General features: G+C 67.1%; 22 protein-coding genes. 4 read left to right on the top strand and 18 right to left on the bottom strand.

Going from position 1 to position 24,598, the window contains the following annotated elements:
* Positions 1–7: 7 nt before the first annotated feature.
* The 5 genes from test1122_RS01265 to test1122_RS01285 form a co-directional block, all read right to left on the bottom strand.
* Entirely contained in the window at positions 8–961 is a 954-nt protein-coding gene (locus test1122_RS01265; protein WP_232267290.1) for a helix-turn-helix transcriptional regulator, read from the bottom strand.
* A 139-nt stretch (positions 962–1,100) separates the two neighbouring features.
* Positions 1,101–1,475, bottom strand: a complete 375-nt coding sequence (locus tag test1122_RS01270; RefSeq protein ID WP_232267291.1) for an FKBP-type peptidyl-prolyl cis-trans isomerase — start codon at positions 1,473–1,475, stop codon at positions 1,101–1,103.
* Positions 1,476–1,555: 80 nt separating this feature from the next.
* Positions 1,556–2,494: an FKBP-type peptidyl-prolyl cis-trans isomerase gene (locus test1122_RS01275; RefSeq protein WP_232267292.1), complete on the bottom strand. Its 939-nt coding sequence runs from the start codon at positions 2,492–2,494 to the stop codon at positions 1,556–1,558.
* Between the two features lie 104 nt (positions 2,495–2,598).
* Positions 2,599–3,960 (bottom strand): Pup--protein ligase, encoded by a 1,362-nt coding sequence (gene pafA / locus test1122_RS01280; RefSeq protein WP_232267293.1) that lies wholly within the window; start codon positions 3,958–3,960, stop codon positions 2,599–2,601.
* A 9-nt stretch (positions 3,961–3,969) separates the two neighbouring features.
* Complete coding sequence (locus tag test1122_RS01285) at positions 3,970–5,229, bottom strand: MFS transporter (protein ID WP_232267294.1); 1,260 nt, start codon at positions 5,227–5,229, stop codon at positions 3,970–3,972.
* Positions 5,230–5,355: 126 nt separating this feature from the next.
* Here test1122_RS01285 and test1122_RS01290 point away from each other — a divergent pair, with 126 nt between their 5' ends.
* A complete protein-coding gene (locus test1122_RS01290; RefSeq protein WP_232267295.1) occupies positions 5,356–6,393 on the top strand; it encodes a LacI family DNA-binding transcriptional regulator in 1,038 nt (345 codons plus the stop codon).
* Positions 6,394–6,449: 56 nt separating this feature from the next.
* On the opposite strand, the gene prcA is transcribed toward test1122_RS01290, so the two are convergent.
* The 6 genes from prcA to arc all read right to left on the bottom strand — a co-directional run bounded on the left by prcA (position 6,450) and on the right by arc (position 12,483).
* On the bottom strand, positions 6,450–7,211 hold the full coding sequence (gene prcA, locus test1122_RS01295) for a proteasome subunit alpha (RefSeq protein WP_232267296.1): 762 nt from the start codon (positions 7,209–7,211) through the stop codon (positions 6,450–6,452).
* 24 nt (positions 7,212–7,235) lie between these two features.
* Positions 7,236–8,081 carry a proteasome subunit beta gene (gene prcB, locus test1122_RS01300; RefSeq protein ID WP_232267297.1) on the bottom strand — a complete coding sequence of 282 codons (846 nt, stop codon included), beginning with the start codon at positions 8,079–8,081 and terminating at the stop codon, positions 7,236–7,238.
* On the bottom strand, positions 8,033–8,626 hold the full coding sequence (locus test1122_RS01305) for an endonuclease VII domain-containing protein (protein ID WP_232267298.1): 594 nt from the start codon (positions 8,624–8,626) through the stop codon (positions 8,033–8,035). The genes prcB and test1122_RS01305 overlap by 49 nt, the downstream gene beginning before the upstream one ends.
* A 3-nt stretch (positions 8,627–8,629) precedes the next feature.
* Positions 8,630–8,848 carry a ubiquitin-like protein Pup gene (locus tag test1122_RS01310; protein ID WP_232267299.1) on the bottom strand — a complete coding sequence of 73 codons (219 nt, stop codon included), beginning with the start codon at positions 8,846–8,848 and terminating at the stop codon, positions 8,630–8,632.
* A 121-nt stretch (positions 8,849–8,969) separates the two neighbouring features.
* Positions 8,970–10,481 (bottom strand): depupylase/deamidase Dop, encoded by a 1,512-nt coding sequence (dop, locus tag test1122_RS01315; protein ID WP_232267300.1) that lies wholly within the window; start codon positions 10,479–10,481, stop codon positions 8,970–8,972.
* A gap of 235 nt (positions 10,482–10,716) precedes the next feature.
* Positions 10,717–12,483: a proteasome ATPase gene (gene arc / locus test1122_RS01320; RefSeq protein ID WP_232267301.1), complete on the bottom strand. Its 1,767-nt coding sequence runs from the start codon at positions 12,481–12,483 to the stop codon at positions 10,717–10,719.
* A 241-nt stretch (positions 12,484–12,724) separates the two neighbouring features.
* Between arc and test1122_RS01325 the strand changes: the two genes are divergently transcribed.
* The gene (locus tag test1122_RS01325) at positions 12,725–13,024 is read left to right on the top strand and encodes a ferredoxin (RefSeq protein WP_232267302.1); all 300 of its coding nucleotides are present in this window, start codon (positions 12,725–12,727) and stop codon (positions 13,022–13,024) included.
* Positions 13,025–13,028: 4 nt separating this feature from the next.
* On the opposite strand, the gene test1122_RS01330 is transcribed toward test1122_RS01325, so the two are convergent.
* The 3 genes from test1122_RS01330 to test1122_RS01340 form a co-directional block, all read right to left on the bottom strand.
* Positions 13,029–13,628, bottom strand: coding sequence for a hypothetical protein (locus test1122_RS01330; RefSeq protein ID WP_232267303.1), 600 nt, complete (start codon positions 13,626–13,628; stop codon positions 13,029–13,031).
* Positions 13,629–13,807: 179 nt separating this feature from the next.
* Positions 13,808–14,734, bottom strand: coding sequence for a tRNA (adenine-N1)-methyltransferase (locus test1122_RS01335; protein ID WP_232267304.1), 927 nt, complete (start codon positions 14,732–14,734; stop codon positions 13,808–13,810).
* 65 nt (positions 14,735–14,799) lie between these two features.
* Entirely contained in the window at positions 14,800–16,116 is a 1,317-nt protein-coding gene (locus test1122_RS01340; RefSeq protein ID WP_422396896.1) for a site-2 protease family protein, read from the bottom strand.
* A gap of 122 nt (positions 16,117–16,238) precedes the next feature.
* Here test1122_RS01340 and test1122_RS01345 point away from each other — a divergent pair, with 122 nt between their 5' ends.
* Positions 16,239–17,165 carry a RecB family exonuclease gene (locus tag test1122_RS01345; RefSeq protein ID WP_232267305.1) on the top strand — a complete coding sequence of 309 codons (927 nt, stop codon included), beginning with the start codon at positions 16,239–16,241 and terminating at the stop codon, positions 17,163–17,165.
* Between the two features lie 48 nt (positions 17,166–17,213).
* Positions 17,214–17,885 carry a response regulator gene (locus test1122_RS01350; RefSeq protein WP_232267306.1) on the top strand — a complete coding sequence of 224 codons (672 nt, stop codon included), beginning with the start codon at positions 17,214–17,216 and terminating at the stop codon, positions 17,883–17,885.
* Between the two features lie 21 nt (positions 17,886–17,906).
* On the opposite strand, the gene test1122_RS01355 is transcribed toward test1122_RS01350, so the two are convergent.
* The 4 genes from test1122_RS01355 to metH all read right to left on the bottom strand — a co-directional run bounded on the left by test1122_RS01355 (position 17,907) and on the right by metH (position 24,553).
* Positions 17,907–19,496, bottom strand: a complete 1,590-nt coding sequence (locus test1122_RS01355) for an ABC transporter substrate-binding protein (protein WP_232271701.1) — start codon at positions 19,494–19,496, stop codon at positions 17,907–17,909.
* Positions 19,497–19,606: 110 nt separating this feature from the next.
* Positions 19,607–19,852 (bottom strand): hypothetical protein, encoded by a 246-nt coding sequence (locus test1122_RS01360; RefSeq protein WP_232267307.1) that lies wholly within the window; start codon positions 19,850–19,852, stop codon positions 19,607–19,609.
* Between the two features lie 392 nt (positions 19,853–20,244).
* On the bottom strand, positions 20,245–20,946 hold the full coding sequence (locus test1122_RS01365; protein WP_232267308.1) for an HAD family hydrolase: 702 nt from the start codon (positions 20,944–20,946) through the stop codon (positions 20,245–20,247).
* Positions 20,947–21,043: 97 nt separating this feature from the next.
* A complete protein-coding gene (gene metH / locus test1122_RS01370; RefSeq protein ID WP_232267309.1) occupies positions 21,044–24,553 on the bottom strand; it encodes a methionine synthase in 3,510 nt (1,169 codons plus the stop codon).
* Positions 24,554–24,598: the final 45 nt, after the last annotated feature.

Raw genomic sequence — 24,598 nt, forward strand, 5'->3', positions numbered from 1 at the left:
CTCCCCCTCAGCCCTTGGCCACGGCGCGCAGCCGGTCCACGACATCCGCCCGCAGCTCGGCGGGCTCCAGCACCATCACCTCAGGGCCGAGCTCGGCCAGCCAGGCGTCCAGCCCATGCCCGTACGGGATCTCCAGCTCGTCCCAGCCGTCGCCGATATCGCGCATCTCGGTGGCCCGGGCGCGCAGCGGATAGCCGGAGTTCTGCCGCAGCCGGATCCGGGCGCTGGCGGTCGCGGTCTCACCGGCCCAGCGCTCCACGGTCTCCCGCACCCGTACCTGATCCGGCACCGGGGCGGTGAAGGCGGCCGCGCGGGAGCGCACCGGACCGGTGATCCGGGAGAGCCGGAAAACCCGCTCGGCCCGCCGGTCCCGGTCCCAGCCCGCCAGATACCAGTGCCCGCGCCAGCACTCCAGGGCCCACGGCTCCACCTGCCGGTTCTCCGGCCGTACGGCGTTCGACTTGCGGTAGGCGAAGACGACCGGGCGCCGGTCACGGCAGGCCAGCATCAGCGGCTCAAAGGCCGCCTCCCGGGTCGGAATCCGTGGCTCCAGGGCACCGTACGGCTCATACGGGGCCTCCCCCAGCGGCATCCCGGCGGCCCGCAGCTTCTGCAGGGCGCCGCTGGCCGCCCCCGCGAGCCGGGCCTGCTGCCACACCTTGGCGGCCAGCCCCAGGGCCGCGGCCTCCGCGGCGTCCAGGGTGATGGGTGGCAGCCGGTTCAGATCACGGCGCGCGTGATAGGCGGGCTCCCCCTCAAGGTTCTCCACCGTGTCGATGACCAGCCCGAGCTCCCGCAGGTCATCCTTGTCACGCTCGAACATCCGGTTGAAGGAGTCATCGTTTCCGGCCTCGATATAAGCCTCGATCGAGGAACGCAGCTCCCGCTTGCTCAGTGGGCGCCGGGTCCCCAGCAGGCACAGCGCCAGATTCATCAGCCGCTCAGCCTTGGCAATCGCCATCGACGCCCTCTTTTCCACTCTCGTCTCAACCGACGACCGTACCGCTCCGGACACCGCTGGCCAAACAAACGCCGAGGCCCCGCACCATCCGGTACGGGGCCTCGGATTCAGCCAGCGCCTTGCGGCACGGATCCCCGGCTCAGACGGCGACCAGGTCGCAGACGAAGATCAGCGTCTCATTCGGCTTGATACGGCCACCGCCCGCACCGTGCTCGCCGTAGGCGAGGTGCGCCGGGATGGTCAGCCGACGACGGCCGCCGACCCTCATGCCCTGCACACCCTTGTCCCATCCAGCGATGACCTGACCGGCGCCCAGCTGGAACTGCAGGGGCTTGCCACGGTTCCAGGAGGCGTCAAACTCCTCGCCCGTGCTGAAGGAGACACCCACATAGTGCACGGAGACCATGTCCCCAGCCTTGGCGACCGGCCCGTCGCCCTCCCAGATGTCCTTGATCTCCAGGTCAGCCGGCGGCTCACCCTCAGGGAAGTCGACCTCGGGCTTGTCGATGCTCACGAAATTGCTCCTACGAACGAAACTTTTGGGCAACCGCGCCATTCTCGCAGACGCGATCATTCAGCGGCTGGACGTCGGCCTCACTGAATGTCAAGGATGTCCACGGCGAAGACCAGTCCTCCGCCGAGCTGTTTGCGGTCCTCCTTGGGGAACTCCTTCTCCGGCACCACCAGCAACACCCGGCTGCCGACCTGCTGCCCCTTCAGGCCCTCCGCCCAGCCAGGCACCTGCTCCACCGGCATCGGCCTCGGGCCGGCGGGGCCCTGCTGCGTGGCCTGCCGGGTGTCGCCCACCAGCTTTCCGTCCTTCCAGGTGACGGCGGTGAAGTGGGCCTCAATCGTGTCCTTGGCGCCGACCTTCTTGCCAGTGCCCTGGATCACGGTCTCGCTCACCACCTCGCCGGGCACCTCCGTGTCCTTCGGCACAGTGATCTTCGGCGCCTTACCGTCCGTATTGGTGCCGACCTTGGGCAACGCGGCGTCCTCCTGCGGGACCTTCTCGCCCTCCGGGATGCCGGACTTGGCTTCCTCGATCTCGATGACGAAGACCAGCGTGTCACCAGGCTTGATGGCGCTGCCCTGCGGAGGGTTGTCCCCATAGGCCTTCTCCGGCGGAATCACCAGCTCAACCCGGCTGCCGACGGTCTTGCCGAGCAGGCCCTCGTCCCAGCCCTTGATGACCCCGTCAGTGTTGATCTGGAAATCAAAGGGCTGCTTCTTGTCGAAGCTGTTGTCGAACTCCTCGCCCTTCCAGGTCTGGCCCAGATAGTTGACCCGCAGCAAGTCGAACTTCGCGACCTTCGCGCCATCGCCCTTATTGAGCACCTTGGACTTGAGTTCCTTGGGCGGATCACCCTTGCCGTCCGCGACCTCGGGCTTCTTCCCGGAGTCCCCGGACACGGCGGGAACCCCGCCGGGCGTCGTCTCATCGTCCCCGCTGCCGCACGCCGCGGCAGAGGCAAGCAGCAGGGGCACGACGAGCGCCGCTGCCGCGCGGCGCACTGTCTTCGTAGAGGTCATCGATCCAACTCACGGGGTAGGGATGTCCGGGTATTCCTGCCACCCTACGGCCACGCCCCAGCACCCCCGCCACTCCCGACACGGATACTCGCTTCCACGCTCGGTCACATCCCCGCGATCAGCTTCTCCACCCGCTCATCCACCGACCGGAACGGGTCCTTGCACAGCACCGTGCGCTGCGCCTGGTCATTGAGCTTCAGATGCACCCAGTCGACAGTGAAGTCACGCCGCTGCTCCTGGGCCCGGCGGATGAAGTCACCCCGCAGCCGTGCCCGGGTGGTCTGCGGAGGCACGGACTTACCCTCGAAGATCTTGAGGTCATTGCAGATCCGCTCGGCCTGGCCATTGCGCTCCAGCAGGTAGTACAGACCCCGCCGACGGTGGATGTCGTGATACGCGAGATCTATCTGAGCGACCCGCGGATGCGACATGGTGATGTTGTGCTTCGCCCGGTACCGCTCCAGGAGCTGGTACTTCATGACCCAGTCGATCTCAGTGTTGATCTTGTCCAGCTCCTGGGTACGGACCGCCTCCAGAGCACGCCCCCACAGCTCCAGGACACGATCCACCATGCCCGTACGGATACCACGGCGCTCGCAGAAGTCCACAGCCTTCTCGTAGTACTCCTGCTGGACCTCCAGCGCGGAAGCCTCCCGGCCGCTGGCCAGCCGCACCTTCCGCTGGCCGGTGATGTCGTGACTGACCTCACGGATGGCCCGGATCGGGTTCTCCAGGGTGAGATCCCGCATCACCGTGCCCGCCTCGATCATGCGCAGCACCAGATCCGTGGCGCCGACCTTCAGCAGCATCGTCGTCTCGGACATATTGGAGTCACCGACGATGACATGCAGCCGCCGGTAACGCTCGGCGTCAGCGTGCGGCTCATCCCGGGTATTGATGATGGGCCGGGAACGGGTCGTCGCCGAGCTGACGCCCTCCCAGATGTGCTCAGCGCGCTGACTGACGCAGTAGACCGCACCGCGTGGAGTCTGCAGCACCTTGCCCGCACCACAGATGAGCTGACGGGTGACCAGGAACGGAATGAGCACATCCGCGAGCCGGGAGAACTCCCCATGCCGCGCCACCAGATAGTTCTCATGGCAGCCATAGGAGTTACCCGCCGAGTCGGTGTTGTTCTTGAACAGATAGACGTCGCCCGCGATGCCCTCCTCATGCAGGCGGCGCTCAGCGTCGACCAGAAGGCCCTCAAGGATGCGCTCGCCCGACTTGTCGTGGGTGACCAGCTCGGTCACGTTGTCACACTCCGGAGTGGCGTACTCCGGGTGCGAGCCCACATCGAGGTACAGACGGGCGCCATTGCGCAGAAAGACATTGCTGCTGCGGCCCCATGACACGACACGGCGGAAGAGGTACCGCGCCACCTCGTCAGGGGACAGCCGACGCTGCCCCCGGAACGTACATGTGACGCCGTACTCGTTCTCAAGCCCGAAGATTCGGCGGTCCATGAGTGAACATTACGCCTGATGCTCTGTTCTGAAACCGGGTTCGAGGGCCACGTTTCGATCATTTTCCACCCGCACGACCGGCCCGGACACCCGCTCAGGCGCCGCGAGGACCCGGCGGGTCGCCAGCAGGACCAGCAACGCGGCGACCCCGGCCGCCCCCGGCACCACAAAGCCGACCGCCGCCCCGCCCAGTTCGATCGCAGGCCCCACCACGGCCGTACCCAGAGCCGCGCCGACGCCGAAGGTCGTCACCAGCCAGGAGAACGCCTCCGTGACGGTGCCCTGCGGAGCATGCCGGTCCACCACCACAAAAGCACAGCTCAGCGCGGGCGCGAGGAACAATCCGGCAACACAGGCCAGTACGGTCATGGCGACCGCGCCAGGCACCAGCGCCAGCGGAAGATAGCCGACCGCCAGCAGACCGATCAGCCACCGCAACCGCGGCTCCGGCGCCCCCGCCCACTGCCGCGCCCCATAGACCAGGCCACCCACCAGCGCACCAAAGCCGATACCGGACATCAGCAGGGCGTACACGATGTCACCACCGTTGTCATCGGCGTAGGCGACCGCGGCGACCGTGATCGAGCCCAGGGCGATACCAACAAAGAGAAACGATCCCAGGAGCGCGAGCAGCCCGCCGGAGCGCAAGGCCCCCAGCCAGTGCGCGGCACGCGGCGCCGACCGCCAGGCGCGCGACGGCGGCGAAACCACCACGGACAGCGCACCCAGCACCCCGACGGCGTTGATCACCAGCAGCGCCCCCGCCTCCGACCACACCGCCACGGCCAGTGTGACCAGCAGCGGCCCCACCGTGAACATCACTTCCTGGGCCACCGAGTCCAGCGCGTAAGCGGTATGGACCCGGTCCTCACGCTTCAGCACACTCGGCCACAGCGCCCGCAGCCCGCCCTCCAGCGGCGGGGTGAAGAGCCCGGCTATCAGTACGGCGGCACAGGCGGCCGGCAGCGGGGATATCCCCACCACCGCGAACGCCACCATGCCCAGGGCGGAGACCAGCGCGGCGGGCAGCATCACGCGCGGCTGACCGCAGAGGTCCACCGCACGGCCGAGCAGCGGCTGCCCCACGGCGGTAGCCAGGCCGTAGACCGTCGCCAGCACCCCCGCCAGGGTGTAGCTGCCGCCCTCCGCCCGGGTGAACAGCACAATGGCGATATGCGCCGTGGCGTTGGGCAGCCGCCCGATGAGGGTGCCCGTCAGCAGCCGCATGGCGTGCTTGGCGCGCAGCAGCTCGGCATAGCCCGTCGCCATCCGGCGACACCTCCTGATGTTACGTACAAGCCGGTGTTACGTATAAGCGGTGTTACGTATAACTTCCGGCCTCATACGTACCATGTCCACGTCCCTGGGTCCATCCAGCAGCTGGAGCCAATCGCCGTGACCACCGCTCACCCCCGGCCCACCAGCCGCGATGTCGCCCGCGCCGCAGGGGTCTCCCAGGCCACGGTCTCCCTGGTGCTACGGGACAAATGGCACGGCCGCGTCTCCGCCCGCACCGTCGAAGCCGTACGGACAGCCGCCCGGGAGCTCGGCTACCGCCCCAACCTCGCCGCCCGCAGCCTCCGCATGGGACGCACCCGCACCGCGCTGCTCGTCGTACCAGCCCTCACCAACGACTTCTTCGCCCGGGTCCACACCGGCGCCGCGCGCATCGCCGCCGAACACGACTTCGGCGTCGTCCTCTACCCCTCCCCCGAAGGCATCGGCCCCACCCGCGACCCCTTCGACTCCGCCCGCGCCACCCTCGACGGCGTCATCGCGTCCTCCATGGCCGCCGACGCCCTCACCGCCCTGCGCGAGGGCGGACTGCCCCTGGTCATGCTGGACAGCGAGCCAGCGCGGACACCAGCCGCCGCCACCGTGAACCTCGATATCGCGGACGGCATCCGACAGGCCACCGCACACCTGCTGGGGCTGGGCCACCGACGCCTCGCACACCTCGCCGCCGATGTGCGGAGCTGGACCTTCGAACTGCGCGCCCGCACCCTCGCCGACACCCTCCGCGGAGCGCCGCAGGCCCACCTCGTACGGACCGAGGCCGCCGAGCTGAGCGTCGCGGGCGGGCTGCGGGCGGCCGAGCGCGCCCTGACCGCCGATCCCCGGCCCACCGCGCTCCTCTGCGACGACGACCTGCTCGCCGCGGGCGCCTGCAAGGCGGCACGACGCCTGGGACTGCGCGTACCGGAGGACGTCTCGGTGACCGGCTTCGACGATCTGGCCCTCGCCACCGCCGTCGAACCAGAGCTGACCACCGTCCGGCTGCCCGCCGAAGAGGTGGGCGCGGCGGGCATGCGCGCCCTCCTGGCCGTCCTGGACGGCCACACCCCCGACACCACCACCCTGCCGGTCGAGCTGGTAGCCCGCGGCTCCTCCGGCCCGCCGCCCGGCAACGCCGAACGCCCCGGCGGGAATTGAGCCGCCGGGGCGTTCGGAACGTGCGGAATATGCGGAATGTGCGGAACCTGGCGAGGTTACTCCTCCTCGGTGGATTCCTCTTCAGTCGCTGCCGCTGCCGACGACGACGAGGACTCCGCCTCGCCCTCCAGCAGCCGGGACAGCTGACGGCCCAGCACCCGCTTGAACTTGCGCTGCTGCGGACGGTTACGGTCCAGAATCGCGACCTCCAGCTGATCAGCGGTAAGACTGCGCTCACCACCGTTGTTGTCCCGCGAGAGGGAGTCAACAGCGAGCTTCAACGCCTCAGCGAGCGTCATCCCGTCCCGGTGCCGCTGATCCAGATAGCTGCTGATCTGGTCGCTGCTGCCACCCACCGCGACCGAGCCATGCTCATCGACAATCGAGCCATCGTGCGGCAGCCGATAGATCTGATCATCCTCGGGGCCGTCCCCGACCTCGGCGACGATCAGCTCAACCTCATAGGGCTTCTCAGCGGCGCTGGAGAAGATGGTGCCCAGCGTCTGTGCGTAGACATTGGCGAGACCACGCGCGGTGACATCATTGCGGTCGTAGGTATACCCGCGCAGATCGGCGTAGCGCACACCGCCGATACGCAGATTCTCAAACTCGTTGTACTTCCCGACCGCCGCGAAGGCGATCCGGTCATAGATCTCACTGACCTTGTGCAGCGCCCGGGAGGGGTTCTCCGCGACGAAGACAATGCCGTCGGCATACTGCAGCACCACCACACTGCGCCCGCGCGCGATGCCCTTGCGGGCATACTCCGCACGGTCCGCCATGGCCTGCTGGGGTGAGACATAGAACGGCGTGGACACCGGCTTTCCCGTCCCTTCCTGTGCTTAGAGAACCGGGGCCTGGGGCCCGTTGGGCAACTGCAGACGACCCTCATGCACCGCGCGCGCGATCTCGGAGACCTCAGCCTCGGTGAGCCGCCTGTAGCCGTCCTCCGTGATGACCGCGACGATCGGATAGATACGCCGGGCCATATCCGGTCCGCCGGTGGCGGAGTCGTCGTCAGCGGCGTCATAGAGCGCCTGGACGACAACCGTCGCCGCCTGCTGCTCCGTCAGGTCCTCCCGGTACAGCTTCTTCAGCGAGCCACGGGCGAACACCGACCCGGAGCCGACCGCCGCGAAGCCGAGCTCCTCGGAACGGCCGCCGGTGACATCGTACGAGAAGATACGGCCCTTCTCCCGGTCGACGTCATACCCCCCGAAGAGCGGCACCACGGCTAGGCCCTGCAGGGCCATACCGAGGTTGCCACGGATCATCGTGGACAGCCGGTTCGCCTTGCCCTCCAGCGAGAGCAGGGCGCCCTCGACCTTCTCGAAGTGCTCAAGCTCCAGCTGGAAGAGCTTGACCATCTCCACGGCGATACCGGCCGTACCGGCGATACCGACGGCCGAGTGCTCATCGACCGGGAAGACCTTCTCGATGTCGCGCTGCGCGATCATGTTCCCCATCGTCGCCCGCCGGTCCCCGGTGAGCACCACGCCACCGGGGAACGTCGCCGCGACGATGGTCGTACCGTGCGGTGCCTCGATGGCACCGTGCACGGGCGGCAGCGGCCGGTTACCCGGCAGCTGGTCGGGCGCGTGCTCGGACAGGAAGTCCATGAACGAGGACGAGCCAGGCGTCAGGAAGGCAGCCGGTAGACGCCCGGTGCTACGAGTGTTGGCTTCCACACGTTTCCTTCCACGTATGCGGCCGCTCGCCTTATGGCGTCCGGCCGGTCCTTGAACTGCCCCAGCGCCGCGTTGCAGCTGAAGCAGAGTACGCCCCGGACCTTACCCGTCCTGTGATCGTGATCCACATGCTCTGCCGAAGCTGCTAGGCAGATTACGCAGACACCGACTTGCTCCTCGAGTAGCTGCTGCAACTCTTCCTGACTGAGCCCGTACTTGCGACGGAAGTAGTGGTCCCGGTTTCGATGCGCTCGGCAGGTGCGGCAGTAGCTCGCCCAGCCGTCTGATGACGTCCTGTTGCGCTCCCACTCGCTGTGCGGCTTCACCTCGCCGCACTGTGGGCAACGCTTGTGTCCACGGGGCACCGGAATTCTCTCGCGGACGGTGAGCCCTCTGGCCTCCTGGCGCTGCCGGTAATACTCCGCAGAGCATTCCCGGCAGTACGCCTGAAGGCCATCCCGCATGGACTTGTTCTCGGCGAACGCGTCTGGCCGTAATGTCCGCTTACACCGAGAGCACTTCTTCCCCTCGGAAAAATCGGACATTCCTCACTCTCCGCCCTTTTGAACAAATGATCGGACAAAATCCTCTGCGTTCTCTTCGAGGACATCGTCGATTTCGTCCAGAACCGCGTCCACGTCATCGGACAGCGCCTCCTGGCGTTCCTTGAGGTCTTCCGATGCCTGCGCGTCCTGCGCCTGCTCCTCGACCTCCTCGGTCGAGCGCGTCGACTTCTGCTGTCCGCCGCCGGTGTCCTTGGTCGCCATCTACCTCACCCCGCTCGGATTGGACGTACAAGATCAGACCCTACTAGCAGGGTCTGACATCGACCCTGCACTTGCTACAACGTCTGGGAGCCACCCCGATCATTCCCAGATCCGGCGGGAATCAGCCGCCGGACAGCACTCGGACCAGGTCTTCCGCTGTACGACAGCGGTCCAGGAGCTCCTTGACGTGGTTGCGCGTCCCGCGCAGTGGCTCCAGGGTAGGGACCCGCTGCAGAGAGTCACGGCCGGGGAGGTCGAAGATCACCGAGTCCCAGGAGGCCGCCGCGACATCGTCGGCGTACTGCTCAAGGCAGCGGCCCCGGAAGTACGCCCGGGTGTCCTCGGGCGGCTTGCTCTGGGCTCGTACGACATCCGGCTCCTTCAGGAGCCGCTGCATCTTCCCCCGGGTCGCCAGACGGTTGTAGAGGCCCTTGTCGGGGCGTACGTCCGCGTACTGGAGGTCCACCAGCTGGAGGCGGGCGGCGTCCCAGTCGAGGTTGTCTCGGCGGCGGTAGCCCTCCATGAGCTCTCGTTTGGCGATCCAGTCCAGCTCACCGGACAGGCTCATGGGGTCGGTCTCCAGCCGGGCCAGTACGTCCTCCCAGCGGCCGAGCACATCCTTGGTCTGGTCATCCGCGTCGGCACCCCAGCGCTCCTCGACATATTTGCGGGCCAGTTCGTAGTACTCCATCTGCAGCTGTACGGCGGTGAGTGTGCGCCCGCTACGCAGCGTGATGAGCTGGCCCAGAGTGGCGTCGTGGCTGACCTGGTGAAGGGTGCGTACGGGCTGGTCAACGGCGAGATCGACGGCGATGAAGCCGTCCTCGATCATGGAGAGGACCAGCGAGGTCATGCCCAGCTTCAGATAGGTGGAGATCTCCGAGAGGTTGGCGTCGCCAATGATGACGTGCAGCCGCCGGTACTTCTCGGCATCGGCGTGCGGCTCGTCGCGGGTGTTGATGATGGGGCGCTTGAGGGTGGTCTCCAGGCCGACCTCCACCTCGAAGTAATCGGCGCGCTGGCTGATCTGGAAGCCGTTTTCGCTGCCGTCCTGGCCGATGCCGACCCGGCCCGCGCCACAGATGACCTGGCGGGAGACGAAGAAGGGCGTCAGATGGCGCACGATGTCCGAGAAGGGGGTCTCCCGCTTCATCAGGTAGTTCTCATGGGTGCCGTAGGAGGCGCCCTTGTTGTCGGTGTTGTTCTTGTAGAGGTGGATCGGCTGGGCGCCGGGCACCTCGGCGGCGCGCTGGGCGGCCTCAGCCATGATGCGCTCGCCCGCCTTGTCCCACAGGACAGCGTCCCGGGGGTTGGTGACCTCGGGCGCGCTGTACTCAGGGTGAGCATGGTCGACGTACAGCCGGGCACCGTTGGTCAGGATGACGTTGGCCAGGCCGATGTCCTCGTCGGTCAGCTGGCTGGCATCGGCTGCCTCGCGTGCGAGGTCGAAGCCACGGGCGTCCCGCAGCGGGTTTTCCTCCTCGAAGTCCCAGCGGGCGCGGCGCGCCCGGTGCATCGCCGCCGCGTAGGCGTTGACCACCTGGGATGAGGTGAGCATGGCATTGGCGTTGGGGTGGCCGGGAACGGAGATCCCGTACTCCGTCTCGATGCCCATTACTCGCCGTACGGTCATGCGGCCCTCCTTGCCTGGCAGTGACCCGTCACTGGGCTACCGCTCAAGTCCCGCTGCGCATCCGACCCGTATGCGGTCCCCGGCACCGCACTGCGCGTCGCGACGGTACGGTCGAGCCTAGAACGACTGAGCTGTGCTGGGGAGATCACTACGGGCTTACCTCTAGCCGACTTCGTGGAAAACGGTCCGGCTGCGGGTGCCCGTCCCCGGGCACCCGCAGCCGGACGGTTGCGCTCTACAGGTACTGACCGGTGTTGGCCACTGTGTCGATGGAGCGTCCGGTGTCCGCGCCCTGCTTGCCGGTGACGAGCGTGCGGATGAAGACGATCCGCTCGCCCTTCTTGCCGGAGATACGGGCCCAGTCGTCCGGGTTGGTGGTGTTGGGCAGGTCCTCGTTCTCCTTGAACTCGTCGACGCAGGCGGCGAGCAGGTGGGAGACGCGCAGGCCCTTCTGGTTGTGGTCGAGGAAGGCCTTGATGGCCATTTTCTTGGCCCGGTCGACGATGTTCTGGATCATCGCTCCGGAGTTGAAGTCCTTGAAGTAGAGGACTTCCTTGTCACCGTTGGCGTAGGTGACCTCGAGGAAGCGGTTCTCCTCGGACTCCGCGTACATCTGCTCGACGACCGACTGGATCATGGCGGCTACGGCGGCTTCCGCGCTTCCGCCGTGTTCGGCGAGGTCGTCGGTGTGCACGGGGAGGGTGGGGGTCAGGTACTTGGAGAAGATGTCCTTCGCGGCTTCCGCGTCCGGCCGCTCAATCTTGATTTTCACATCAAGACGGCCGGGGCGCAGGATGGCCGGATCGATCATGTCCTCGCGGTTGGAGGCGCCGATGACGATGACGTTCTCCAGGCCCTCCACGCCGTCGATCTCGGAGAGCAGCTGGGGAACGATGGTGTTTTCCACGTCCGAGCTGACTCCGGAGCCGCGGGTGCGGAAGAGGGAGTCCATCTCGTCGAAGAAGACGATGACGGGAGTGCCTTCGCTCGCCTTCTCGCGGGCTCGCTGGAAGACCAGCCGGATATGCCGTTCGGTCTCGCCGACGTATTTGTTGAGGAGCTCTGGGCCCTTGATATTGAGGAAGAAGCTCTTTCCGGCGGGTTTACCGGTGACCTCGGCGACCTTCTTGGCCAGGGAGTTGGCGACAGCCTTGGCGATGAGTGTCTTGCCGCAGCCGGGGGGGCCGTAGAGCAGCACGCCCTTGGGCGGGCGCAGCTCGTGCTCCTTGAACAGGTCGGGGTAGAGGTAGGGGAGCTCGACCGCGTCGCGGATCAGTTCGATCTGACCGCTCAGTCCGCCGATCTTGGTGTAGTCGATGTCCGGGACTTCTTCGAGGACGAGCTCTTCGACCTCGCTCTTGGGAACGATTTCGTAGACATAGCCGGAGCGGGATTCGAGGAGCAGGGCGTCGCCTGCACGCAGCGTGGCCTCCAGCAGCGGCTCGGCGAGCCGTACCACACGCTCTTCGTCGGTGTGCCCGACCACGAGGGCTCGTTCGCCGTCCTCGAGGACTTCCTTGAGGGTGACGATGTCTCCGGCGCGCTCGAATTCCATGGCGTCGACCACGTTGAGCGCTTCGTTGAGCATGACCTCTTGGCCACGCTGGAGCTCTTCGAGCTCGACGCTGGGGCTGACATTGACCCGGAGCTTGCGCCCTCCGGTGAAGATGTCGGCCGTGCCGTCCTCATTGGCCTGCAGAAAGGCGCCGAAGCCAGCCGGTGGCTGGGCGAGCCGGTCGACTTCCTCCTTGAGGGCGACGATCTGGTCGCGGGCTTCACGGAGGGTGTTGGCGAGCCGCTCGTTCTGTGCGGACACGCCGGCCAGGTTGGTCTGCAGCTCGACGATCCGCTCCTCGAGAATCCGAGTGTGGCGCGGAGAGTCGGCGAGCTTCCGGCGCAGGACGGCGATTTCCTGCTCAAGATAGGCAACCTGGCCGGCCGGGTCATCGGAACCCCGACCGGGCCGGGTGCCGCGGTTGATGTCGTCGTCGTGGGCTGCCACGGTCCTCACCTCCTCCAAGGGGAGCTGGACGCTTCCTGACCCTACCTGGGCCTGTGGTGGTTGAAACCCCTAGATCACAAAGACGGTCGGGGTGTGTCTGATCTTCACCCTTGCGCACTCCCTCACGCCAGGGGAATACCCACCCAACAACATCGGAAAGCGACCGGTTGTATCGTCAGGGTGGTCAACACCCGTCAGGGTTGGCTCCAATTGGTTCACTCGCGCAGGAACGGCAGGCGACATGACCGTGCAGAACGATGCGGCTACCGGTGAGCTTGAGGTCTGGATCGACCAGGACCTCTGCACCGGTGACGGCATCTGTGCCCAGTACGCGCCCGAGGTCTTCGAGCTGGACATCGATGGGCTCGCCTATGTGAAGGGCAAGGATGACGCGCTGCGGACGGCGGCCGGGGCGACCGCCCCGGTGCCGTTGCCGCTATTGAATGATGTGGTGGATTCAGTCAGGGACTGTCCTGGCGAGTGTATCCATGTACGTCGGGTTTCGGACAACGTCGAGGTCTACGGCCCCGACACGGAGTAAGGGATCACACACTCCCTGTGAGGGGTGCCGCGCGGAGGGCGAACTTCCCGTCTTCCCAGTCCCATTTGACGTCGCGCTCCATGTCCGGGCAGCAGCGTGGGACGTCGTCGGAGGAGTAGCCGCGCAGTTTCGCGGCGATGGTGCGGCCGCGCACGGTGAAGTTCTCCACGGTCAGCTGCTCCGCCGGGTCCACCAGGGTCTCCGCGACGCGTGGTTCGCCGGTGCCGTCGGCGGGCTGGGCCAGTACGTACATGCCGCTGGGCGGGGTGCCCGTGCCGGTGGCGCAGCGCACCACGGCGACGGTCTCGTACTGGCCGTCGCCATCGAAGTCGATGGCGGCCTGGTCGATGACGGCTACGTCCCAGGGGCCGCAGTCTATGGGGTAGGCCGCCTTGGCGGGATCGGGGCCGGTCGCTGCGCTGGGGGTGCCGACCGGGCCCGCCGGGGTGGCGGTGGCGTCGGAGGGCTGGACGAGCGCCGTGGCGCCGAGCACCGCGCCGAGGGCTGCGGCGGTAGCGAGCCAGTGCACCGTTCGGGCGCGGGTGTGCGGGAGGTCTGGGCGGGGCGGCGGCGGGAAGGACGCTGAGCCTGCCGAGGGCTGCACGCGGGAAGTCTCCTGTGAGAGCTGTGGCGGTGGGGATGCCCAGCATCGTGCCATACGTCACACGGCGATGGAACGACCTGACTGCCAAGTCAACGTAAATATGCCGCTGCCGAGTTCCGTGGTCCGGAACGCGGCAGCGGCATATTTCAGCAGTGGTTTACCGCCGTTGCTCGTTCGTCCTATTTCCCCGCTTCGCCCCGGCCGCCCGGCGCTCCTCTGTCCCCACCACCCGGCCCTACGTAGTCCTCGCCATAGGCGCCCTTGGCGGGGCGGCGGCGGCGCAGTGGTGGCTCGACGCCGTCGGCGAGGCGGCGGGCGGTGAGCAGGAAGCCGGTGTGCCCGATCATGCGGTGGTCGGGGCGTACGGCCAGGCCTTCGACGTGCCAGTTGCGGACCATGGTTTCCCAGGCTGAGGGCTCGTTGAAGGTGCCGTGTTCACGGATCGCCTCGACGGTGCGGGCGAGCTGGGTGGTGGTGGCGACGTAGGCGCAGAGGATGCCGCCGGGGACGAGCGACTTGGAGACGGCGTCCAGGCACTCCCAGGGGGCGAGCATGTCGAGGATGACGCGGTCGATCCCGGTGTCGGAGAGGTTGTCCTGGAGGTCTCCGACGGTGAGCTGCCAGGCGGGGTGTTCGCTGCCGAAGTAGCGCTCGACGTTCTTCTTGGCGATGTCGGCGAAGTCGGCCCGGCGCTCGTAGGAGTGCAGCATGCCCTGGTCACCGATGGCGCGCAGCAGGAAGGTGCTCAGCGAGCCGGAGCCGACGCCTGCCTCGACGACGCGTGCGCCGGGGAAGATGTCGGCCATGGCGAGGACCTGGCCGGCGTCCTTGGGGTAGACGACGGCCGCACCGCGCGGCATGGACAGGACGTAGTCGGGGAGCAGGGGGCGCAGCGCGAGGTAGGCGACGTTTCCGGTGGTACGGACGACACTGCCTTCGGGAGCACCGATCAGCTCGTCGTGGGGGAAGGCTCCCTTGTGGGTGTGGAAGCTCTTCCCCGCTTCGAGCGTGAAGGTGTAGTGGCGTCCCTTGGGATCGGTGAGCTGGACCTGGTCCCCGACCTGGAAGGGCCCGCGACGGCGGGCGGCACCGGTCGGTTCGGACATACGAGCAAGAGTAGTCGAGCGGGGGCCGGGGGCCGAATCGAGGTCGGTCCGCGGGTGGACGCCGGTCAGGTGCTGGATTTGGCCATGGCGGCGACGAAGGCGCGCTCGACGTCGCCGGTGGAGAGCACTCCGTAGATCTCGCCGGTGTCCTCGACGACCAGGTATTCGGTGGCGGGGGTGATCCGGAGATGGTCGATGAGCTCTTCGCCGGCGAGCTCGGCGGAGACCCGCATGCCGTCGGTGAGGTCCTGGGCGAGGCTGCTGACGGCGACCCAGGGGCGGCGGTGCTCGGGGACGGAGACGATGCCGGATTCGCGGACGACGCCGGTGGGGGCGCCTTGGCCGTCCACGATGACGAGGGCGCGGGCGCCGGCTTCGTTGGCGCGGCGCAGGGCCTCGGAGAGCGGGGTGTCGGAGGTGACGGGGATGGCGCGCCGGGTGAGGACTCGGGCGCGCAGCTCGGGGAGGCGGGCGCGGAGGCGGGCCATACGGAGGCTGTTTCCGGCGCCGGTCCAGATGATCGCGGCGAGGATGGCGGCGAGCAGGGCGTCGGTCAGTGAGTTGAGTCCGCCGACGCTCTCGCCGCGGGACAGGCCGCTGGCGTGGGTGGCCAGTGGGAGTCCGATGAGGACGGTGACGGCGAGGCCGCGGCCGGTCCAGGCGGCGGCGATGGTGCCGGTCATGGGGTTGCCGCTGAGCTTCCAGATCACGGCGCGGAGCATGCGGCCGCCGTCCAGGGGGAGGCCGGGCAGGAGGTTGAAGACGGCGACAATGAGGTTGGAGATCATCAGTCCGGCGAGCAGGACGCCTGGGACGCTGCGGGGCTCGACTACGTACATGCCGACGTAGAAGAGTCCGGCGAGGGCGAGGGAGAGCAGCGGGCCGACGAAGGCGAGGACGAATTCCCGGCCGGGGGTCTCAGACTCCTTTTCGATCTCGGATACGCCGCCGAAGAACTGGAGCTGGATGCGGCGCACCGGGAGCTTGAAGCGGAGGGCCGCGACCGTATGGGCCAGTTCATGGACGAATACGGAGGCGTAGAAGGCCACTGCGAAGAAGAGTGCGATGAAGTAGCGGGCGGTGCCGAGGCCGGGCAGGACGCGGTCGAGTTGGGAGCCGAAGACCCAGGTGATGAGGGCGGCGACGAGGAACCAGCTGGGAGCGACGTAGACGGGCACTCCGAAGGGGCGACCCATGAGGATGCCGCCGCCGGTCGCCCGCGGGCGCTGCTTTCTGCCGTCCCTGGTGTCCGTGTGGCGGCTGCCAGTGTTGTCAGAGATATCAGCGCTGTCAGCGCCCTCAGCGCCGTCAGGTCTGTCGTCCCCGGGGCCTTGGCTCCGGGTCTGCGGCTGCGGCTTCCCGCCGTTGTCCGTGTCTCCCACGGGATCCCCTCATTGCTGCTGTTCTCACACCCGCTCGCAGTCCCTACGATCATGCGGGGCGAGGGGTGGTGTCGTCGATGGTATGTGTCTGACTGTCGGTGGTGGGTCATAGGGTCTGGAGCATGGGAACCTCCGCTGACCGGCCGGCCGCGCCGCCCAAGTCGCTGTCCCCCTCGCGGGCGGCTGACTTTATGCAGTGTCCGTTGCTGTACCGCTTCCGGGTGATCGACCGGCTGCCGGAGAAACCAAGTGCGGCGGCGACCCGGGGCACGGTGGTGCATGCGGTGCTGGAGCGGCTTTTCGACGCTCCAGCGGGGGACCGGAGTGTGCCGCGGGCGCGGGCGATGGTGGCCGGGGAGTGGGAGCGGCTGCTGGCGAGGCGTCCGGAGCTGGCGGAGCTGTTCGCGGAGGGCGCCGCGGACGGGGAGGGCGTTGCGGACGGGGAGGGCGTTGCGGACGGCGCGGAGCTGGCGCGCTGGCTGGCGGAGGCGGAGGGGCTGGTCGAGCGGTGGTTCACGCTGGAGGATCCGACGCGGCTGGAGCCCGCGGAGCGTGAGCTGTTCGTGGAAGCGCGGCTGGATTCGGGGCTGCGGCTGCGCGGGATCATCGACCGGGTGGATGTCGCACCGACGGGTGATGTGCGGATTGTTGACTACAAGACAGGCAAGGCGCCGCGACCGGAGTTCGCCGGGGAGGCGCTGTTCCAGATGAAGTTCTATGCGCTGGTGGTGTGGCGGCTGAAGGGTGTGGTGCCGCGGCGGCTGCAGCTGGTCTATCTGGGCAGTGGTGATGTGCTGACGTATGACCCGCAGGAGTCGGATCTGCTGGGGGTGGAGCGGAAGCTGCTGGCTCTGTGGGACGCGATTCAGCGGGCCACCGAGTCGGGTGACTGGCGGCCGAGGCCGGGCAAGCTGTGCGGCTGGTGTGACCATCAGGCGCACTGTCCGGAGTTCGGTGGCACTCCCCCGCCGTATCCGCTCGTTGTTCAGCCGCGGTTGCCGGTGGATGAGACGCAGGACGCCCGGGGAGGCCGGGCGGGAGATCGTTGAGCGAGAATGGGGCCGCCTGTGCCTGACGGCCTACGAAGGAGTTTTCCTGTGGCAATCCGCGTCCTGCTGGTCGATGACCAGCCGCTGCTGCGCACCGGTTTCCGGATGATTCTGGAGGCGGAGCAGGACATCGCCGTGGTGGGAGAGGCCGGGGACGGTCTTCAGGCCCTGGACCAGGTGCGGGCGCTGCAGCCCGATGTGGTGCTGATGGACATCCGGATGCCGCGCATGGACGGGGTGGAGGCGACCCGGCAGATCACCGGTCCGGCGAAGGACGGTCCGGCGAAGGTGCTGGTGCTGACGACCTTTGATCTGGATGAGTATGTGGTGGAGGCGCTGCGGGCGGGGGCGAGCGGCTTTCTGCTGAAGGACGCGCCCGCGCAGGAGCTGGTGCAGGCCATCCGGGTGGTCGCGGCGGGTGAGGCGATGCTCGCGCCGAGCATCACGCGTCGGCTGCTGGACAAGTACGCGGGGAAGCTGCCGACGGGTGAGGATCCGGTGCCGGACACGCTGCACACGCTGACCGAGCGCGAGGTGGAGGTGCTGAAGCTGGTGGCCCGGGGCCTGTCGAACGCGGAGATCGCGGCGGATCTGTTTGTGAGCGAGACAACGGTCAAGACCCATGTCGGGCATGTGCTGACCAAGCTGGGGCTCCGCGACCGGGTGCAGGCCGCGGTCTACGCGTATGAGAGTGGGCTGGTCCGTCCCGGGACGCAGTGACACGTCCCGGGGCGGTGGGGTTCAGCTTTCCGCGCCCTTGCTGATCTCCCAGAAGCGGAAGACGGTCGAGGCATCGAGGGTCCACTCCAGACCGGCGATGTTCTCGCGGGCGACGGCGTACTGCTTGCCTTGCCAGATGGGCAGGACCGGCAGGTCCTTGGCGACGATGTCCTGCACCGTGCCGAAGTCCTCGACGGTGGCGGCCCGGTTGCTGGCGGCCGCGGTGCGCGGCAGGAGCTCCTGGGTGATCCGGCCGGGCTTGTAGTTGTTGTGCAGGACGTTGTCCTCGCCGAAGAACGGATCGGTGAAGTTGTCCGCGTCGGGGTAGTCGGGGACCCAGCCCTTGACGTAGGCGCCGTACTTGCCGTCAGCGATGTCCTTGTCGTACTGCTTGAGTTCGGTGCTCTTGACGTCGACATCGAAGAGGCCGCTCGCGTTGAGCTGTTCGGCGATCGCTGCGACCTCCTGGTCGGTGCCGGGGCCGTAGCGCACGGGGGTGGACCACAGGGTGAGCTTCACCTTGCCGGTGATGTTTTCGGCGTGCAGGGCGGCGGCGGCCTTCTTGGGCTGCGGGCGTTCGCCGTAGCGGTCGAAGAAGGCGGTGTTGTGACCGGTGATCCCGGAGGGGACGATCGAGTACAGCGGTTCGGCGGTGCGCTTGTACACATCGCGTACGAGGGTGGAGCGGTCGATCAGGTAGGCGATGGCCTGCCGGACACCCGCCTTGCCGGTCACCGGGTGGTCGTGGTTGAAGACCAGGTGGTGGACTTCGGCGCTGCCGCCCTCGACGACCTTGACGCCCTGCTTGGCGCTGGTGGTGGAAGCTTCGAGCTCAGCGATGTCCTCGGTGGCCAGACCGCGGTAGGCGAGATCGACGTCCCGGTTTTTGACGGCCTTCTTCAGCGTTGAGGGGTCGCTGAAGAATTTCATCCGCATTCCGGAGTTCTGGACCTTGGCGCGGCCTTTGTATCCCGGGTTGACGGAGAAGACGGCTTCTTTGTCTCCGAAGCTGTCGAGGGTGTAGACACCGGATCCGATGGCCTCGTTGTCCGTGCGGAGCTTGTCGGCCGGGTATTCGCGGTGGTCGACGATGGATCCGGCGCCGGAGGCGATCTTCTGGGGGAAGGTGGCGTCCGAGGTGTTGAGGTGGAAGACGACGGTCTTCTCGTCCGGTGTCTTGATCTCGTCGATGGTCTGCAGCATGACGGCCGGACCGTCATCGTCATTGATCGTGAGGGTGCGGTCGAAGGAGTGCTTGACGTCCTTGGACGTGAGGGAGTGACCGTTGCTGAACTTCAGTCCGCTCTTGAGGGTGCAGGCGTAGACCTTGCTGTCGCTGTCGCGGAAGCCGCACTTCTCGGCTGCCTCGGGCTGCGGCTGGCCGCCGCCCTTGGGGAAGTTGAGCAGGGACTGGAAGACATTGTTGAAGACCAGCCATGATCCGGGGTCATATCCGGACGCGGGGTCGATGGACAGCACCTTGTCCGTCATCCCCATGACGATTGACTCGCCCTTGCCGGCGTTTCCATCGCCGTTTCCACAGCCGCTCAGCAGTGCGGCCGCCAGGGCCGCGCTGAGGGGGAGCGCCGGCCATGTGGCCCGATTCCTCACTCGCACTTTCTCACCTTGTTCTAGGGGGGTTCGGCTCGTACCGGGGAGGAGTTGAGTGCCTGCTCGGCCCCGGTGATGCCGTCGCGGGCTGCGACGTACTGTTTGCTCTGTCACAACGGCAGTAGAGGCCGCTCGTCGGCGACGATGTACACGATCGCTGCGGCGGGGTTGGCGAGCTCCCTTTCGGGGGTGGCTCGCACCTTGGTGATGCCGCTGGGCAGTGAGACGTTCCAGGACGCGATGTCGCAGGCCGCCGCGGGACCAGACGAAGCGGGGGTTTCTCTGGTCGCCACGGAGTGATCGGTGGCGGCCAGTACGCCCGCCGGCGCGGGCAGCACAGGCGTCCTGTGGTTCATCTTCGGTGGTCTCCCTCACCCGGCACTGGGTTGTTGCTGTGGTCTCGTGTCCGGGAGGCAGACATTAGTAGTTGGGATACATGGTGTCTGAACAGGGAGTCATGGGAGCGGTATCGCGCACCGATAACGGCGGACGAGCATCCGGTATTCGAACGCCGGTACGTATCGCATGAACAGGCACTAATCCGGATACTTGACCACGCCAGCGAGCCCCCGAGCCACCGGGAGAACGACTCAGACGACCCTTGTCGACCTCCCTTTAGGTGAGAAACATCACTCTGTCAATACCTCAGCGCAACAGATGAATTCAGCCACGGTCATGTTCACGGAAAATAAGCACACAGCTGCTGAGGGTTTTTCATGTGTGCCAGAAAACGGCGCCTGAGGCACGCTCAGTGCACGATGGTGATCAGAGAGCGCAGAAATGGCAGGTCGACTTCCTCCAGGGAACCGACCACCGCCCGCCCCGCGGCAGGCTTGATCGGTGCCACGGACGGCACCGCCACCACACTGCAGCCAGCGGTCTCCGCCGAAGTCACGCCGGTCGCCGTGTCCTCCACCGCGGCACACCGGGCGGGGTCAACTCCCAGTCGGCTGGCCGCCGTCAGGTAGGGCTCCGGGTGTGGCTTCGTACGTTCGAGTTCATCGCCGGAAATGGACAGGGCGAAGTTCTCCGGTCCCAGGGAGTGCAGCATGCGGTCGATGATGCCGCGGTGCGAGGCGGAGACCAGGGCGGTGGGCACCTGGTGCGCCGCGAGCTCGGCCAGCAGCCTTCTGGCCCCGGGCATCAGCGGCACGCCCTGCTCGATGCGCTCGGTGAACTTGGCGTTCAGCAGGGCGGAGAGCTCTGGGAGAGTGATGTCGGCGCCGGTGGCCTGAATCAGGTAGGCGGCGCTGCGGCTCATCGGGCCGCCGACGACGATCTCCCGGTGTTCTTCAGCGAGAACATGCCCGAGCTCCGCGAACGCCTCGACTTCAGCGTCCCACCAGAAGCCCTCGGTGTCGACCAGAGTGCCGTCCATGTCGAGCAGCACGGCCTGCAAGGCGGAGCCTTCGGCCATACGGGTGACAACGGCGGGGATGGAACTGGTCATCCGCGTACACCTCCGTAGGGGACGAGAAGGCCGGTTGCCCACTCCCGGAGGAACGGACAACCGGCCTGTACCGGACCGAACAGTGTACGACGATCGTTTAACGCGCGTTGAAGTATTTCGCCTCGGGGTGGTGGATGACGATGGCGTCGGTGGACTGCTCGGGGTGCAGCTGGAACTCTTCAGAGAGCTTTACGCCGATGCGTTCAGGCTGCAGCAGTTCAGCGATTTTGGCGCGGTCCCCCAGGTCAGGGCAGGCGCCATAGCCCAGGGAGAAGCGCGCACCCCGGTACTTGAGTGCGAACATATCTTCGATATCGCCGGGGTCCTCCCCCGCGAAGCCCAGCTCGGCGCGGACCCGGGCGTGCCAGTACTCGGCCAGTGCCTCGGCGAGCTGGACGGACAAGCCGTGCAACTCCAGGTAGTCGCGGTACGCGTTGGCGGCGAAGAGGTCGGCGGTGGCCTCGCCGATCTTCGAACCGACGGTGACCACCTGGAGGCCGACCACATCACGTTCACCGGCCTCGGCGGGACGGAAGAAGTCGGCCAGACACAGCCGACGGCCCCGGCGCTGGCGGGGGAAGGTGAAGCGGGTGCGCTCGGAGCCGTCCTCGTTCAGCAGGACCAGGTCGTCGCCCTCGGAGTGGCAGGGGAAGTAGCCGTAGACGACGGCGGCTTCCAACAGGTTCTCTGTGTGGAGCTTGTCCAGCAGGCCACGCAGCCGTGGCCTGCCCTCGCTCTCCACCAACTCCTCATAGCCGGGCCCCTCCCCCGTCCGTGCCTGCTTGAGCCCCCACTGCCCCTTGAACAGGGCGCCTTCGTCCAGCCAGGAGGCGTACTCCTTGAGCTGGATGCCCTTGATGACGCGGGTGCCCCAGAACGGCGGCGTGGGAATCGGGTTGTCGGTGCCGACATCGGAGCGCGCCGGCCCCTCGTCCGGGGACGACTCGGTGATCTGGATGTCGCGTTTGGGCACCCGGCGCTGCTTGAGCTCGGGCAGGGTGGCACCGGGCACACCGCGCTTGACGGCGATAAGGGCGTCCATCAGGCGCAGCCCTTCGAAAGCGTCGCGGGCGTAGCGGACTTCGCCCTGGTAGATCTCGTGCAGATCCTGCTCCACATAGGCGCGGGTCAGGGCGGCGCCGCCGAGGATGACGGGGAAGTCCGCTGCCATGCCACGCTGGTTGAGCTCTTCCAGGTTCTCTTTCATGATCACGGTGGATTTCACCAGCAGCCCGGACATGCCGATCACATCGGCCCGGTGCTCCTCGGCCGCGTCCAGGATCGCCGCCACCGGCTGCTTGATGCCGAGATTCACCACGTTGTAGCCGTTGTTGGACAGGATGATGTCCACCAGGTTCTTGCCGATATCGTGCACATCTCCGCGCACGGTGGCCAGCACGATGGTGCCCTTGCCCTCGTCGTCGGTCTTCTCCATGTGCGGTTCGAGATAGGCGACCGCCGTCTTCATCACCTCAGCCGACTGCAGCACGAAGGGCAGCTGCATCTGGCCGGAACCGAACAGCTCTCCGACGACCTTCATCCCCGCCAGCAGTGTGTCGTTGACGATGTCCAGCGCCGGTCGCTCCGCCAGCGCCGCGTCCAGGTCCGCTTCCAGGCCGTTCTTCTCGCCGTCGATGATCCGGTGCTTGAGGCGCTCCTCCAGCGGCAGCGCGGCCAGTTCCTCGGCCTTGCCCGCCTTCATCGACTTCGTATCGACGCCTTCGAACAGCTCCAGCAGCCGCTGGAGCGGGTCGTAGCCCTCACTGCGGCGGTCATAGATCAGGTCGAGGGCGACCTTGACCTGTTCCTCCTCCAGCCGGGCGATCGGCAGGATCTTCGAGGCGTGCACGATCGCCGAGTCCAGACCGGCCTTGACACACTCATCGAGGAAGACCGAGTTGAGGACGATACGGGCGGCCGGGTTCAGACCGAAGGAGATGTTCGACAGTCCCAGGGTCGTCTGGACATCGGGGTGACGGCGCTTGAGCTCCCGGATCGCCTCGATGGTGTTGACCCCGTCCTTACGGGACTCCTCCTGTCCGGTGCAGATCGTAAAGGTCAGGCAGTCGATGATGATGTCGCACTCATGGATGCCCCAGTTCCCGGTGAGATCGGCGATCAGCCGCTCGGCGATGGCGACCTTGTGCTCCACCGTGCGGGCTTGGCCCTCCTCATCGATGGTCAGGGCCATCAGCGCGGCCCCGTGCTCCCGGGCCAGCGTGGTCACCTTCGCGAACCGCGAGTTGGGGCCGTCGCCGTCCTCGTAGTTCACCGAGTTGATCACCGCCCGGCCGCCCAGCTTCTCCAGACCGGCCCGGATGACGTCGACCTCGGTGGAGTCCAGCACGATCGGCAGTGTCGAAGCGGTGGCGAAGCGTCCGGCCAGCTCCGCCATGTCGGCCACACCGTCCCGGCCCACATAGTCGACACACAGATCCAGCATGTGGGCGCCCTCGCGGATCTGGTCCCGGACCATCTCCACACAGTCGTCCCAGCGGCCGTCCAGCATGGCCTCGCGGAACTTCTTGCTGCCGTTGGCGTTCGTGCGCTCCCCGATGGCCAGATACGCGGTGTCCTGCCGGAAGGGAACGCTCTGGTAGAGAGACGCCGCCCCGGGCTCGGGCCTGGGCTCGCGTACGGCCGGTGTCAGATCCCGGACGCGCTCGACGACCTGCCGCAGATGCTCCGGTGTCGTACCGCAGCAGCCGCCCACCAGCGACAGCCCGTACTCCCGGACAAAGGTCTCCTGCGCGTCCGCCAGCTCCCCCGCGGTCAGCGGGTAGTGGGCGCCGTCCTTGCCCAGCACCGGGAGCCCGGCGTTGGGCATACAGGCCAGCGGGATCCGGGAGTGCCGGGCCAGATAGCGCAGATGCTCACTCATCTCCGCCGGGCCCGTCGCACAGTTCATCCCGATGATGTCGATGCCCAGCGGCTCCAGCGCCGTGAGCGCCGCCCCGATCTCCGAGCCCAGCAGCATCGTGCCGGTCGTCTCCACCGTCACCGAGCAGATCACCGGCATATCGACGCCGGTGGCCTCCAGCGCCCGCCGGGCCCCCAGCACGGCGGCCTTGGTCTGCAGCAGGTCCTGGGTCGTCTCCACCAGCAGCGCGTCCGAGCCGCCGGCGATCAGGCCCTCGGCGTTGCGCTGGTAGGCGTCGCGCAGCACGGTGTACGGGGCGTGGCCCAGCGTCGGCAGCTTGGTACCCGGCCCCATCGACCCCAGCACCCAGCGAGCCCGGCCGTCCGCCTGGAACTCATCGGCCACATCCCGCGCGATACGCGCACCCGACTCCGACAGCTCGAAGATCCGGTCGGCGATGTCGTACTCCGCCAGGGCAGCATGATTCGCACCGAAGGTGTTGGTCTCCACACAGTCCACACCGACCGCGAAGTACTCCTCATGCACCGACCGGACGATGTCCGGTCGGGTGATGTTCAAGACCTCATTACAGCCCTCAAGCTGCTGGAAGTCCGCCATGCTGGGGTCCTGTGCCTGGAGCATCGTGCCCATCGCCCCATCAGCGACAACGACGCGGGAGGCAAGCGCCTCCCGCAGGGTCTCTGCTCGGGGGGTGTCCGATGCGGGCGGAAGTGTCGGCGAGGACATGAACGTGCTCCCTGGAATGCGACGGCTGTCGGCTTTGCGTCTTCC

Source organism: Streptomyces gobiensis, from assembly GCF_021216675.1.
Lineage (GTDB): Bacteria > Actinomycetota > Actinomycetes > Streptomycetales > Streptomycetaceae > Streptomyces > Streptomyces gobiensis.

Bases quoted from the DNA above. Each gene is read 5' to 3' on its own strand.
- test1122_RS01365 (WP_232267308.1), bottom strand. From the start codon at position 20,946: ATGACCAGTTCCATCCCCGCCGTTGTCACCCGTATGGCCGAAGGCTCC.
- pafA (WP_232267293.1), bottom strand. From the start codon at position 3,960: ATGGACCGCCGAATCTTCGGGCTTGAGAACGAGTACGGCGTCACATGT.
- test1122_RS01305 (WP_232267298.1), bottom strand. From the start codon at position 8,626: ATGTCCGATTTTTCCGAGGGGAAGAAGTGCTCTCGGTGTAAGCGGACA.
- test1122_RS01335 (WP_232267304.1), bottom strand. From the start codon at position 14,734: ATGTCCGAACCGACCGGTGCCGCCCGCCGTCGCGGGCCCTTCCAGGTC.
- test1122_RS01360 (WP_232267307.1), bottom strand. From the start codon at position 19,852: ATGAACCACAGGACGCCTGTGCTGCCCGCGCCGGCGGGCGTACTGGCC.
- test1122_RS01345 (WP_232267305.1), top strand. From the start codon at position 16,239: ATGGGAACCTCCGCTGACCGGCCGGCCGCGCCGCCCAAGTCGCTGTCC.
- dop (WP_232267300.1), bottom strand. From the start codon at position 10,481: ATGACCGTACGGCGAGTAATGGGCATCGAGACGGAGTACGGGATCTCC.
- test1122_RS01265 (WP_232267290.1), bottom strand. From the start codon at position 961: ATGGCGATTGCCAAGGCTGAGCGGCTGATGAATCTGGCGCTGTGCCTG.
- test1122_RS01310 (WP_232267299.1), bottom strand. From the start codon at position 8,848: ATGGCGACCAAGGACACCGGCGGCGGACAGCAGAAGTCGACGCGCTCG.
- metH (WP_232267309.1), bottom strand. From the start codon at position 24,553: ATGTCCTCGCCGACACTTCCGCCCGCATCGGACACCCCCCGAGCAGAG.
- test1122_RS01285 (WP_232267294.1), bottom strand. From the start codon at position 5,229: ATGGCGACGGGCTATGCCGAGCTGCTGCGCGCCAAGCACGCCATGCGG.
- test1122_RS01325 (WP_232267302.1), top strand. From the start codon at position 12,725: ATGACCGTGCAGAACGATGCGGCTACCGGTGAGCTTGAGGTCTGGATC.
- test1122_RS01275 (WP_232267292.1), bottom strand. From the start codon at position 2,494: ATGACCTCTACGAAGACAGTGCGCCGCGCGGCAGCGGCGCTCGTCGTG.